This is a genomic window from Spiroplasma endosymbiont of Phycita roborella, from assembly GCF_964031195.1.
In the GTDB taxonomy this organism is placed as follows: Bacteria; Bacillota_I; Bacilli_A; order Mycoplasmatales; family VBWQ01; genus Spiroplasma_E; species Spiroplasma_E ixodetis_A.
The window spans coordinates 22617-35857 of record NZ_CAXIQJ010000004.1; the positions used below are offsets into that span (position 1 = coordinate 22617).

The window sequence follows — 13241 nt, forward strand, 5'->3', positions numbered from 1 at the left end:
TGGTATTTTGCTTAGTTGTTAATAATTTAAATTTAATTACACTATTATCTTTTAAAATTTATTTGTTTATGGGAAAATGTATATAATAATTAAAAGATAGGAGCAATTAATCATGCAAGTTATTGTCCATGGAAAAAATATTAATATTACTTATGAAATTAAAAATGCTGTTGATAAAAATTTTAATTATTTACAAGAAAAGTATTCTAAATATATTAAAAAAGATATGATTGCTAAAGTTGGTATTGAAAGAAATAGTAATCATACATATAATATTTTCGTTCATATTCAGTTATTAAATAATAATTTTTTACAGTGTTTAGTAGAAAATCACGATCTTTATGTTGGCATTAATAAAACATTGGTTCCGTTGGAAAAACAATTAAGTCGTTTAAAAACTGTTGCTGATAAAACTGGTGCTGAAAGCGTTGGTCAATTTATAACTAAAGAAATTCTTGATGATAATAGTGAAGTTATTATTGACGTAACAGAAAATAAAGATTAAAGAAAACGTTTATGAAAGTATACAATTATTAGCATTAGTTTTTTTATTTAAATATGATGCATCATATTTTTCATTGAGGCTTTTTAATAATCTGTGTATCTTTGTTTTACAAAGTTACTAATTTAGATTAATTCTGTCTTCAAATTTTATCATAAAATGAGCAATTGCTGTATTTCAATTTTGAATAGGCAATGTTCATTTTTTTGTTATATTTTCAATTGCCAAGTAAAATATTTTGAAAACTGCCATATCATTAGGAAAAACTTTTTTATTTCTGATGATTTTTCGTAATTGACTATTAACAGATTCAATAGCATTTGTAGTATAAATCACTCTTTTGATTTCTACTGGATAACTAATAAAAACCATTAAATTATCTCAATTTTTATATCAAGATTTAGTAATTTGAGGATATTGTTTATTTCATTTACTTTCAAACGATTCTAAAGCTTGCATTGCTTGTTCTTCACTACATGCACTATAAATTGGTTTTAAATCTGCAACTAGACCTTTTCGATGTTTGTATGAAACATATTTTAAACTATTTCTAATTTGATGAACAATGCATAATTGATGTTCTGTTTTAGGATAAACTGATTGTATTGCTTCTGACATGCCTGTTAAATTATCACTACAAGCAATAAGAATATCATTTAAGCCACGATTTTTCATTTCTGTGAAATTAGATAATCAAAACTTAGAACCTTCATTTTCACTAATTCATAATCCTAAAACATCTTTTTTGCCTTCTAAATCAACTCCTAATGCTATATAAACTGATTTGTTAATAATCCGTTTATCTTGTCGTACTTTAACTACTATACAATCAAAATAAACAATAGGATAAATACTTTCTAATGGTCGATTTTGTCATGCTTTAACATCATCAATAACATCATCAGTAATTTGACTAATAACACTTTCACTAATATCAGCACCATGATATAACTCTTGCAACTGCATTCTAATGTCAGATAATGTCATTCCTTTTGCATACAAGGAAAGAACTTGTTGATCAAAACCATCAAATCTTCTTTGCCTTTTAGGAACTATTACAGGAGTAAAATTACTATTGCGATCTCTTGGTACATCAATTTCAATTTTACCTTGTTGAGTTATTAATTTTTTTGAACTTGTACCATTACGAGCATTTTCAGTAGTACTATGTTGATTTTTTTCATATCCTAAATAATTTTGCATTTCAGAATTCAACATTTTTTCAACTAATCTTTTTGTTAATTCTTTATATAAACCGCCAGGTTTAAAAACTGTTGTTAAATCTTCAGTATTTTCTAGTAATAAATCTACTGCTTTTGATATTGGATCATTATTATTAAAGTTATCTTTTTTAGCCATCTGTAACTCACTCTTTCTAGTCATTTAATTATATTTACTAGAATTAATTAAACATAGTTATTTTTGTAAGTTACACAGATTACTAAACATTTCCGATACTTATGCAAATATATTAGAATATTTAGAAAGTAATGAATTTTATAATGATAATAAAAATTAAAAAGAATAATAAATGTGGTTATGGTAGAGTTTTTGCTCATAAATGTAATAACTTATGTAAACAAAAACAAAATAAAAGAGTTAGAAAAGAAAGGTTAAATTATGAATAAAGAAAAATTAATTAAAGATTTAGAAGAACGAATAACATGACTTACAAATGAAATATCTAATGTTAAATATTTTAAACAAATAGAATTTTATATATGAGAAAAAATATGTTTAAAAAATCTATTAATTAAAATTGAACAAGGAGAATTTGACTAATGTGTTTTTGTTATGAAGATGAAGCAATAAAATGTGATAAAGGATATTGTGATAACTGTTGTGAAAAATATTGTAATCAAGGAGATGAACATTAATGATAATATTACCTACTTTGTTTGAAAATAAAGATGAAATTGAAATATTGTCACCATTTCCAAAATCAATTCATACCAGTAATGATATTAGAGCAATTATTTTAAGACAATACCCAAATGTTAAATCAAAACACATAATTGTTTCTGACCCAGAAAGTAATGTTGCATTAATAGTTGGTGATAATGATGTTTATCAAGGTTGAATTAAAGTAACCATTAAAAAATTAGAAAATTAAAAAAATTAAAATTAGAATTCATGAATTTGAATTATATGATTATCAAGTAAATACTTTATTAGATATTGTAAGAGAAATGTTAAAAGCAAATAAAGGAGAATAGAAATGGAAACAAATAATTATACATTAACAAAAATAATACGCTCTTCAATAAGTCCTTTAAGTGCAATGATTGGTACAAGTGCTTATTATGGTCAAGTAATAAGTAATCCAGTATTAGGTTCAATTAATAGTTTATTATTTGGTAAAAAATTAGTGGATGGGTTACACTTTATTGGACACTAATTACATAGACAAGTGAACAAATTAGTTAAAAGAAAGGAATTATAATTATGGTCACTATTAACTCATATTCAGATGAATTTAAAAAACAAATAGTAGCTTTATATCAAAGTGGCAAATCAGTATCTTGCCTTGTTAAAGAATACAATGTTACAAGAGCAGCTACTTACAATTGAATTAAGCAATTTACTAATTCAGGTAGTTTTAAAACTAAAGATAATCTTTCAGATTTAGAAAAACAATTAATTCAAGCAAATAAAGAATTAAAACAGTTACGAATGGAAATTGATATTTTAAAGCAAGCAGCACTAATAATAGGCAGAAAGTAGAGATTATTGCAAATAATAAATCTAAATATAAAATTCGCACAATGTGTCATTTTTTAAAACTCTCTAAATCAACATATTATTTTAATTTAAAGAAAAAAAATAAAATTCAAAATAATATTTATGAACAAGCTGTTATTAGTGCTTTTAAAGAAAATAAAGAAGTTTATGGTACTAGAAGATTAAAAGTCATACTAGCAAACCAAGAAATTTATTTATCACGCAGAAAAATTAAAGAAATTATGAATAAGCATAATTTAATATCAAAATACACTAAATTATCATTCAAAAATTATCATAATAAAGTCAATGATAGTCAAATAACCAATCTTGTTAATAGAAACTTTAATAATAGAATTAAAAATGAAGTTATTGTTAGTGATTTAACTTATGTTCAAGTTAATGGTAAATGAAACTATATTTGCCTATTAATCGACCTATTTAACCGCGAAATTATTGGACATAGTGTTGGAGTTAAAAAAGATGCATCATTAGTATATCAAGCATTTATGCAATCAAATCACTGTTTAAAAGATATTGAAATATTTCATACTGATCGCGGTAATGAATTCAATAATAAAACTATTGATAAACTTTTATTAGCTTTCAACATAACTCGATCTTTAAGCAAAAAAGGATGTCCTTATGACAATGCTGTTGCTGAAGCAACTTTTAAAACTTTCAAAATTGAATTTATTAATGATAAAAATTTTACATCATTAATCCAATTAAAATTAGAATTATTTGATTACATCAATTGATATAACAACATAAGAATTCACAGTACTCTAAACTACCTAACTCCAATTAGTTATCAAAAACAAATGTCTACCAAAAAATAGTCCTAAAAAGGGTTGCCATTCCAGATGCAATCTGTTTTTCTGTAAATTCTGGGATTTGTTCTTTTGTAAAAGCAGAAATTTGTAACGGTGTAAACGCAGGGATTTGTTCGGTTGTAAATAACCGAATTTGTTCAATCGTAAAAGATTGAATTTGCAACGGTGTAAACGCAAGGATTTGTTCTGGTGTAAAAATTGGGATTTGCTCATATGTTAAATACGGAATTTGTTCTAATGTAAATGCTGCAATTTGAATAGATGTAAATGACTGAATTTGTCATAATCAAAATCATTGAATTTGTTTGGGTCTAAACGATTTAATTTGTTCTGCTGTAAAAAGTGGTATTTGCTCTGGTAGCAATGATTGAATTTGATATTTAGATAAAGCTTTTATTTCATGATCTGTTAAAATTGATATTTTTATTGAAGGTATTATTGAAATCATTGTTGTATTAGATTCTACTTGTAAAGTCTTAAAAATTGAAATATTACTATTAATGATAGGTTCTTCTTGTAAAAGAGGTTTAACAATCAATGAATAATTATTAGGCATGTGCTTTTCCTTTCCAAATAAAAACCCATTTACTTTAAAATAAAGTAAATAGGTCAAAAACTTATATTTATATTTTAATATTTTTCTCTATCTATTAAGTGAATCTTACACTATTTTAAGAATATTATTATAAATATTATTTATAAGCAATTTTATTTTTAATATTAATATAAAACCTTCATTTATTTTTAATGTTCATTAATAACAACAATTATTTTTTTACTAACATTGTTAATTTTAATAAAATCATTAATTTTTTGTGAATTAACTCGTTTAGCATTACGCAATGCTCAACCAATAGAACGTATTAGATAAAAATTTGTTGTTAATAACAATGGCTTAATTAATGCAAATAGTAAATTAAAATCAGTATCTTCTTTAAACATTAATTGTGATTGAATTGCTATTCTTTGAATTCAAAAATTACTATCATTTATTAACTTAAATAAATATTGATCTCTAACACTAATATTATTGTTACTAAATATAAGAACACCAATAATATTATCAAAATAATCAGTAGTATCTCATCAAATATTATGCTTAATTATCGATAAAAGCCAATCTAAGTCATTAAAACTTAAGTTTTTCTTTCATCAAAGATTTAAAAATTCCATTGCTGTATATTGAAATTCACGATTTTTTTGTAAATATAATGTTTCAAATAACTGTTTTTTACTTATTAAAGATAAATTTTTATTTCATTTATCTAAAAATAATCTTACTAATGGTTTTCGTTTACTAGTTAAAATTCCATAAAATTTGAAATTATTAATTAAAAATTTTTCTTGTTTAATTTTAGTATTGATATTAGCATTATTAATAAAAATTGTCGTTAATATTTTTATTTCTTCATTAAATTTTTCCATATATACCTTTCTATCTATATAAAATATTTTATCTTAAAAATATTGAAGGGAAAGTACTCATTAAAATAATCGTTATTATTGCTAAACAACTAAATATGCATAATCTAAGAATATGACGAAAATGTTTTTTATTTAAATAACTAATTGTTTGATTTAAATACATTAAATTTCATTTATTAATTGGCAATTGATAATAATCCAAAATAGCGATTAAAATTGCATGTCGTTTAAATGATTTACATTTTTTATAATATTTAATATGGAATGAAATTTCATTTCAATGCTTGAAACTAAAAATATTATTAAGATCCATTAGTTCCGAAACAATTTCTTCTGGTGTAAAATCAGCATTTGCTGCATAAAAAGATTTGAATTGCTTATTTTGTTTAATTCAATATTTAACCTCATAAATAATGCAATTACTAATACCATTACCACTGTTAAATCTTTAAATATATTTACCGCATACAATAATTTTCGAAGTTCAAAACTAATTTTTTGATCAGTTTTATCAATAACAGTTAATAATATTGAAAGAATTATTGAAAATATTGATAAAAACAATGCTAATATATCCATAATTCTAATTTTTTGTGTACATTTTAATTTAATATATTTAAATAAATCTTTAACAACAATATTAACATCAATTGTTAATGTTAAATTTTGTATATTTGTTTGTATTTCTTCATACCTAGCTTCTTCTAACTTTTTTTCTTCATTATCAAAAAACATAGTTTTCCCTCCATCCTATATTATAATTTTAACATTATCCGTAACTAAAACTAAAAAAATGAACAACTCAAAAAGTTGCTCATTTTTATATTTTAGTAATAGTTTATTTTGGAGTTCAAGTTTTTAATAAATCATTTTTAATATTACCTACTTGTGGCCCATAAATTACCTGAATAGCTGTACCTTTTTTAAAGATACCAACCGCACCAGTTGATTTTAAAATATTATCATCAATTTTAGTTTCATCAAAAACTGTAACACGCAATCTTGTAGCACAATTGTCTAATAATTTAACATTACTTCGTCCACCAAGACCTTTAAAAATATTTTCTAACATATCATTATTTTTATCTTTATTAGTATCAGGTGTTAATGTTTGTTTCTTTGTCATTTCTGCTTGTAAAGTTTTATGAATAGACTCTGCACCATCAAGATAGGTAATTTCAACTTTATTGGCAATTACTTTAATATTTTTAGTTCCACTTAATCTTAATAAAGCTTTTGAATAAATATTTGCATCTTTTAAAGTTGCAACTAATACTTTATCTTTAGCGTTAACATCAATGATATTTAATGCTCCACCAAGTCCAAGTAATAAATTTTCTATTTTTGTTCTACCTTTTTTTGAAGACTTATCTAAAGAACTTTCAACACTTTGTAAAGCTAAGTTGGTTGCTAATTCTCCTTCTTCACGACCTAAAGTTTTGTAATTTCTTCACTTAATAATGTAATAGAACCCAAAGAAATAAGCAGGTACCATAATTAATCCAGTAACAAATACTCAATAGAATCCTGTTTCTTTACCAAGAATACTTGGTAATATTCCAAAGAAAGAAAAATCAATAAATCCAGCAGCAAAACCTTGACCAACAACTATATTTAATAAATACGCCATCATAAAACTAATTCCTGCCATAAATGCATGGAAAACAAAACATAATGGTGCTACAAATAAGAATGAAAACAATAATGGTTCTGTAACTCCTGTTAAGAAAGAAGTTAGAGCAGCAGATCCTAAAATACCACCAACCATTTTTTTATTTTCTGGTCGTGCTAACATTCACATAGCAAGTGCTGCAAAGGGATAGCCATATTGCATATATGCAAATCGCCCACTCATAAACATTGTTCCCGGTGTTTGATTCATGTGTCCTACTGCATTAGAAGCAAATTGTCCAAAGAAAATATTGTACGCTCCAACAAAATGATCACCAGATTCATTAATTCAATTTCCACCAATTCCAGTATATCAGAAAGGCGCATATTGAACGTGATGCAATCCTGTTGGTATTAATAAACGCTCAGTAATTCCAAAAAACATTGCAATAAATGCTCCACCAACTGTCGGATGAAAATTATCACCAGTTAACTGTCCATCAGTAAGTTGACCTGTATTCATACCAGCTGCTAAGCCATTACCAATTTCTCTAAAAGCAATTAATAACATTGGTCAAATAAAGAAAAAAGCTAATCCCATTCCTATTCCAACAAAAACAGCTAAAATTGGCACAAAACGTTCACCACCAAAAAAAGCTAATACTCTTGGCATACGAATATTGTATGAATGATTATGAACAATTGATACTAATCAACCAACAAGAATGCCACCTAAAACTGAAGTATCAAACGTAGGAAATAATCCTAAGACAGAAGAAAATAAACCAGAAGATTTACCACTTTCTGGAGTAATCTTTGCACCTTCACCTAAACCTCATGGATCAAACCCCAACATTCCTGTTTTAGGATTTCAAAAAAACATGCCACTAATAACTGAAGTCATAACAATAAAAGTAATAAATCCAGAAAGAGCAGCTACACCTTTACTAGCTTTTGCAAAACCAAAAGCAATAGAAATAGCAAAAATCAATCCTAAATTAGCAAAAACAACGTTTCCGGCTGATTGCATAATTGAAAAAATATTAATAATAGCAACAAGATTATCATGATTAGGCAATTGCTTTAAAGCACTAGCAACTCCACCACCAATTCCTAACAATAAACCAGCTATTGGTAATGTAGCTATTGGTAAAACAATGGCTCTTGATAAGTTTTGCATTTTACCAAACATTTTGCCACCTAATTTATTGAAAGTTCCTTTAAAAGTAAAACTAGGATTTTTCTTATCCTCAGGAGATGTTTGTTTACTATGAAAAAATTTACTCATTTTTTCACCTCCATTCTATATTGTTCTATACAGATAAAAATATTATATATATATATAATAGTAAAAACAACAATAAAATAAATAAAAACGATTTTTTTACTACTATAATAGTAATTTCGGAGAAATTTTATAATCTATATAGATATTATTAATAACTACTATAAATTTTAATAGTATATTGTAATTAAAAAAATAGTAAATATTTTAAAACACTTACTATTTTTATTTTTTTAATTTTAAGTATTAATTTAAATTAAATCAAATATCTAAACCAATAAATTTAATAATTAACGTACCAATACAATAAGTAAAAACTAAAGTTGTTAACATATATAAAATTCATGATTCTTTTACTCTTTTATGATCAAGAAATTTATTAAAAGGAATTGCTTTTACAGCAAATCCGCTAGCAATAAAACTAAAAAGATAAATACTTATTTCAATTATTCATTTTATTAAATGTGAATCATGCATATTTATTAACCTCCACTAACCCTTTTAATACGTTCATCAAATACCTTTGTTTCTTGCTCTTTTAAAATTGATGTATATTCAACTTTATCACTAATAATACGAACCATATGTAAATCAGTTACCAAAAGTCCACCAGAAATCGTTAAATTACGAATTTTTTCTTTAATTTTAAATGACATTTTTGATATTTGAATATTAGCAATCAAAGGTGTATGCCATTCAAGAATACCAACATAGCCTTCAGTTGTTTTAACATTAACTCACTGTACTTCTCCATCGAAAAAAATACCATCAGGAGTAATAATTTTAAGATTTAATGCCATACTATCACCTTCAATTATCTCAATTTCTTTGCCTTTTCAATTGCTTGTTCAATAGTTCCTACATATAAAAATGCTTGCTCTGGTAAATCATCACATTCACCATCTAAAATTTGTTTAAAACTATTAACAGTTTGACTAATAGGAATATAAATACCATTTAAACCCGAAAATTTTTCAGCAACATGAAATGGTTGTGAACAAAAATTACGAATTCTTCTTGCTCTAGCTACTATTTTTTTATCTTCTTCACTCAACTCATCCATTCCTAAAATACCAATGATTGGTTCTAATTCAGAAAAACGTTGAATTGTTTCAATAACTCTTTGTGCAACATCATAATGTTCCTGACCAACAATAGCAGGATCTAACATTCTTGATGAAGATTGTAAAGGATGAACAGCAGGATAAAGCCCTAAAGCAGCAATATTACGATCTAAAACAATTTTAGCATCTAAGTGAGTAAATGTTGTCGCAGGAGCTGGATCAGTTAGATCATCGGCTGGTACATATACTGCTTGTACAGATGTAATAGAACCACGTGTTGTTGATACAATACGTTCCTGTAAAGCACCCATTTCTGTCGATAATGTTGGTTGGTATCCTACTGCTGAAGGCATTCTTCCTAATAAGGCCGATACTTCACTACCAGCTTGTGTAAAACGAAATATATTATCAATAAATAATAATACATCTTGCTGTTTTTCATCACGGAAGTATTCAGCAATTGTTAAACCAGTTAATGCAACACGCATTCTAGCACCTGGTGGTTCTGACATTTGACCAAACACTAAAGCAGTTTTACTAATAACACCTGACTCTTGCATTTCATAATATAAATCATTACCCTCACGTGTTCTTTCGCCAACTCCTGAAAAGACAGAAATACCACCATGTTCTTTAGCTATGTTATTAATTAATTCTTGAATTAAAACTGTTTTACCAACTCCAGCTCCACCGAATAAACCAATTTTTCCACCTTTAGCATAAGGTGCTAATAAATCAATAACTTTAATTCCTGTTTCTAAAACTTCTGATTTTGATTGTAATTCATCAAAACTAGGAGGTGTACGATGAATAGGATATTTTAATTTAGTTTTAAGTTCTTTACCATCATCAATGACTTCACCCAATACATTAAAAAGTCTACCCAAAACTTCTTCACCAACAGGAACACTAATTGGTATTCCTAAATCAACTGCTTCAAGACCACGTAGTAATCCTTCAGTTGGACCCATTGAAATACAACGAACACTATCATCACCAATATGTTTTGCAACTTCAACAATTAATTTTTGACCATTATTATCAATACTAATAGCATTATTTAAATTAGGTAAACTATTATCATTAAAACGAATATCAATAACTGGACCTGAAATTTGAACAATTTTTCCAATATTTCGTTTAGTTGGTAATTGTTTACTAGTTTTAACACTTTCTTTGCTATTAACTACTTTTTTAGTGACTTTTGCTTTTACTTTAGCAATAACTTTAGTATTATCCTTTTTTAAAGAATTTTTATCACTAACTTTTTTTTCTTTAATTGTTATAGGTTTTTTACTAGTTGCATTTTTCATTTTAGTTTACTCCTTTATTATGATGATTGGGCATCAGCGCCACCAATAATTTCTGAAATTTCTTGGGTAATAGCACCTTGACGGGCACGATTATAACTTACTAATAATTTATCTTTCATTTCTTTGGCATTATTTGAAGCATTTTCCATTGCTAATCTTCGTAATGCTTGCTCTGACACTTGTGATTCTACTAATGTACCATAAACAATGGCACCAACATATAAAGGAATAGCACTATTAATAACAGTATTAGCGTCTGGTTCAAAATCGGTTTGAATTAAATTACTTTCTTGATTAGTTTTAATAGAAACAATTGGCAATAAATCAATAATTTTTGGAATTGTTGTTACCGTATTTAAATATTTTGTATATGCAATTTTAATAGCATCAGTTTCTTTATTATTAAACTTAGAAAGTAACAACAAAGATATCTCTTGCGAATCATTATATGATGATTGAATGTTAATTTCAGTATAAGATTGCATAATTTTACAATGATGATTAGTAAAGTATGAAACTCCTTTACTACCAATAACAACTATTTCATCTTGTGGTTTATATTGTTCTAATACTAATTTATTTAAATTATTATTAAAACCACCACATAATCCTAAATTAGAATTAAAAACGACTCATATTGTTTTATTAATAACTTGATCTTTTGTTTTTAAATAAATTGAATTACTTAATTTAGGTATTAGTTGATTGAATGTATCATAAACTTCAGAATAATAAGGTTTAATCATCTCAATTCTTTTACCTACTTTTTTTAATTTAGCTGTTGATACTAGTTGCATTGCTTTAGTAATTTTATAACTAGTATTAACAGATTTAATTTTTTGTCTAATTTGTTCCATGCTTTGAGCCATGATATTTCACCTTACCTTCCTAAATACATTATTTGAATGTTTTAATTAATGTTTCCCATTCTTCAAGACTACCATATATTTTAGGATTATAGTCATTTAGCTTATTGGTCAAATTATAAACAACCTGCATAATGCCTTGACTAATGCTCACTTGTAACTCTTCACTAAACGCTTGATCTTGCTGTAATTTTAAATAACTTTTTCGTTGTTGTTTTTGAAAATAAGTTATTACTTCCTTTTTAAAAGAATCCATCATTTCTACTGGTAATCATTTAATTGCCTTATTTTTAATTGCTAATAAAATAATTGCTTGATCAATTTGATTTAATGGTTCATTTTGTTTTTGTTTTAAAATTTCAATGGCACGTTTACCATGTTCAATAACAGCTCTAGTATTTTCATCTAAATCAGAACCAAATTGTGAAAAAGCTTGTAATTCACGAAATTGTGCTAATTCTAATTTTAATGTTCCACCTGCTTGTTTTATTGCTTTAATTTGTGCTGATGAACCTACCCGTGAAACTGATAAACCCACATCAACTGCTGGACGAATTCCGGCATTAAATAATTCTGACATTAAAAAAATTTGACCATCAGTAATTGAAATAACATTAGTAGGAATATATGCAGAAATATCACCGGCTTGTGTTTCAATAATAGGTAAGGCAGTAATACTCCCACCACCATGTTTTTCATTTAATTTAGCTGCACGTTCTAATAAACGTGAATGAAGATAAAAAACATCTCCTGGATAAGCTTCTCTTCCTGGTGGTCGTCTTAATAATAAAGAAATAGCACGATAGGCCACTGCATGTTTACTCAAATCATCATAAACAATTAAGACATCTTTACCTTCTTCCATTCATTCTTCGGCAATAGTTACTCCTGTATAAGGAGCAATATATTGCAAAGGAGCAACTTCACTAGCAGTAGCAGCAACAATAGTTATATACTCCATTGCCCCTAATTGTGTTAATTTATCAACAATTTGAGCAACAGTTGAGGCCTTTTGACCAATAGCAACATAAACACAAAAAACATTTTTACCCTTTTGATTAATAATAGTATCAATAGCAATCGTTGTTTTTCCAGTTTGACGATCACCAATTATTAACTCTCTTTGACCTTTGCCAATCGGAATCATTGCATCAATTGATAATAATCCTGTTGCTAAAGGTTCTGATACAGATTTTCTAGTCATCACACCCAGCGCTATTCTTTCAATCGGTCTAGTTTTCGTAGTTTTAATTGGACCTTTACCATCAATCTTTTGCCCTAGTGCATTAACAACTCTTCCTAAAAGCATATTACCAACTGGTGTTTCAACAACATTACCTGTTCTACTAACAATATCTCCTTCTTTGATACCCGTGTCATCCCCCATTAAAGTAACACCAACAGCAGTTTCTTCTAAACTCAAAACCATACCATAAATATTACTTTTAGGAAAAAATACTAATTCACCATTAACAGCCTTATCTAAACCATGAATTAGTGCAATTCCATCACCGACAGTAACAACAATGCCTTCCTCATTAGCACTAATTTTTTTACCATAATTTTTAATTTGGCTTTTTATAATTTCTGAAATTTGATTAACGTTTAAGGACATTTG

The 13241-nt window shown here is 26.6% G+C and carries 16 protein-coding genes; 5 read left to right on the forward strand and 11 right to left on the reverse strand.

Annotated features, from left to right (window positions below; genetic code table 4):
- Positions 1-112: 112 nt before the first annotated feature.
- On the forward strand, positions 113-505 hold the full coding sequence (gene hpf / locus AAHM95_RS02185; protein ID WP_342273989.1) for a ribosome hibernation-promoting factor, HPF/YfiA family: 393 nt from the start codon (positions 113-115) through the stop codon (positions 503-505).
- A gap of 117 nt (positions 506-622) precedes the next feature.
- On the opposite strand, the gene AAHM95_RS02190 is transcribed toward hpf, so the two are convergent.
- Positions 623-1861, reverse strand: a complete 1239-nt coding sequence (locus tag AAHM95_RS02190) for an IS256 family transposase (RefSeq protein WP_281749630.1) — start codon at positions 1859-1861, stop codon at positions 623-625.
- A gap of 261 nt (positions 1862-2122) precedes the next feature.
- Between AAHM95_RS02190 and AAHM95_RS02195 the strand changes: the two genes are divergently transcribed.
- From AAHM95_RS02195 to AAHM95_RS02210, 4 genes are all read left to right on the forward strand, one after another.
- On the forward strand, positions 2123-2284 hold the full coding sequence (locus AAHM95_RS02195; protein ID WP_338976085.1) for a hypothetical protein: 162 nt from the start codon (positions 2123-2125) through the stop codon (positions 2282-2284).
- Positions 2285-2378: 94 nt separating this feature from the next.
- Complete coding sequence (locus tag AAHM95_RS02200; RefSeq protein WP_338976087.1) at positions 2379-2615, forward strand: hypothetical protein; 237 nt, start codon at positions 2379-2381, stop codon at positions 2613-2615.
- A gap of 105 nt (positions 2616-2720) precedes the next feature.
- Positions 2721-2900, forward strand: a complete 180-nt coding sequence (locus AAHM95_RS02205) for a hypothetical protein (RefSeq protein ID WP_342273990.1) — start codon at positions 2721-2723, stop codon at positions 2898-2900.
- A 47-nt stretch (positions 2901-2947) separates the two neighbouring features.
- Positions 2948-4065 (forward strand): IS3 family transposase gene (locus tag AAHM95_RS02210; RefSeq protein WP_338975281.1). Its coding sequence is split into 2 segments (ribosomal slippage): positions 2948-3218 and positions 3218-4065, totalling 1119 coding nucleotides; the frame shifts between segments, so codons are not numbered across the junction.
- Here the strand turns inward: AAHM95_RS02210 and AAHM95_RS02215 are convergent.
- The 10 genes from AAHM95_RS02215 to atpA form a co-directional block, all read right to left on the reverse strand.
- Positions 4052-4615 (reverse strand): hypothetical protein, encoded by a 564-nt coding sequence (locus tag AAHM95_RS02215; protein ID WP_342273991.1) that lies wholly within the window; start codon positions 4613-4615, stop codon positions 4052-4054. The two genes, AAHM95_RS02210 and AAHM95_RS02215, sit on opposite strands and share 14 nt — an antisense overlap.
- Positions 4616-4803: 188 nt before the next feature.
- Complete coding sequence (locus AAHM95_RS02220) at positions 4804-5484, reverse strand: DNA alkylation repair protein (RefSeq protein WP_339043265.1); 681 nt, start codon at positions 5482-5484, stop codon at positions 4804-4806.
- A 28-nt stretch (positions 5485-5512) separates the two neighbouring features.
- A complete protein-coding gene (locus AAHM95_RS02225; protein ID WP_342273992.1) occupies positions 5513-5797 on the reverse strand; it encodes a hypothetical protein in 285 nt (94 codons plus the stop codon).
- Positions 5797-6219 carry a hypothetical protein gene (locus tag AAHM95_RS02230; RefSeq protein ID WP_342273993.1) on the reverse strand — a complete coding sequence of 141 codons (423 nt, stop codon included), beginning with the start codon at positions 6217-6219 and terminating at the stop codon, positions 5797-5799. The genes AAHM95_RS02225 and AAHM95_RS02230 overlap by 1 nt, the downstream gene beginning before the upstream one ends.
- 103 nt (positions 6220-6322) lie before the next feature.
- Positions 6323-8383: a PTS transporter subunit EIIC gene (locus AAHM95_RS02235; RefSeq protein ID WP_342273994.1), complete on the reverse strand. Its 2061-nt coding sequence runs from the start codon at positions 8381-8383 to the stop codon at positions 6323-6325.
- 243 nt (positions 8384-8626) lie between these two features.
- The gene (locus tag AAHM95_RS02240; protein ID WP_338961288.1) at positions 8627-8857 is read right to left on the reverse strand and encodes a hypothetical protein; all 231 of its coding nucleotides are present in this window, start codon (positions 8855-8857) and stop codon (positions 8627-8629) included.
- A gap of 5 nt (positions 8858-8862) precedes the next feature.
- Positions 8863-9180: a F0F1 ATP synthase subunit epsilon gene (locus AAHM95_RS02245; RefSeq protein ID WP_174480958.1), complete on the reverse strand. Its 318-nt coding sequence runs from the start codon at positions 9178-9180 to the stop codon at positions 8863-8865.
- A gap of 14 nt (positions 9181-9194) precedes the next feature.
- Entirely contained in the window at positions 9195-10757 is a 1563-nt protein-coding gene (gene atpD, locus AAHM95_RS02250; protein WP_338985983.1) for a F0F1 ATP synthase subunit beta, read from the reverse strand.
- Between the two features lie 17 nt (positions 10758-10774).
- Positions 10775-11626 carry an ATP synthase F1 subunit gamma gene (atpG, locus tag AAHM95_RS02255; protein WP_342273995.1) on the reverse strand — a complete coding sequence of 284 codons (852 nt, stop codon included), beginning with the start codon at positions 11624-11626 and terminating at the stop codon, positions 10775-10777.
- Between the two features lie 28 nt (positions 11627-11654).
- Positions 11655-13238 carry a F0F1 ATP synthase subunit alpha gene (gene atpA / locus AAHM95_RS02260; protein ID WP_342273996.1) on the reverse strand — a complete coding sequence of 528 codons (1584 nt, stop codon included), beginning with the start codon at positions 13236-13238 and terminating at the stop codon, positions 11655-11657.
- Positions 13239-13241 lie beyond the last annotated feature (3 nt).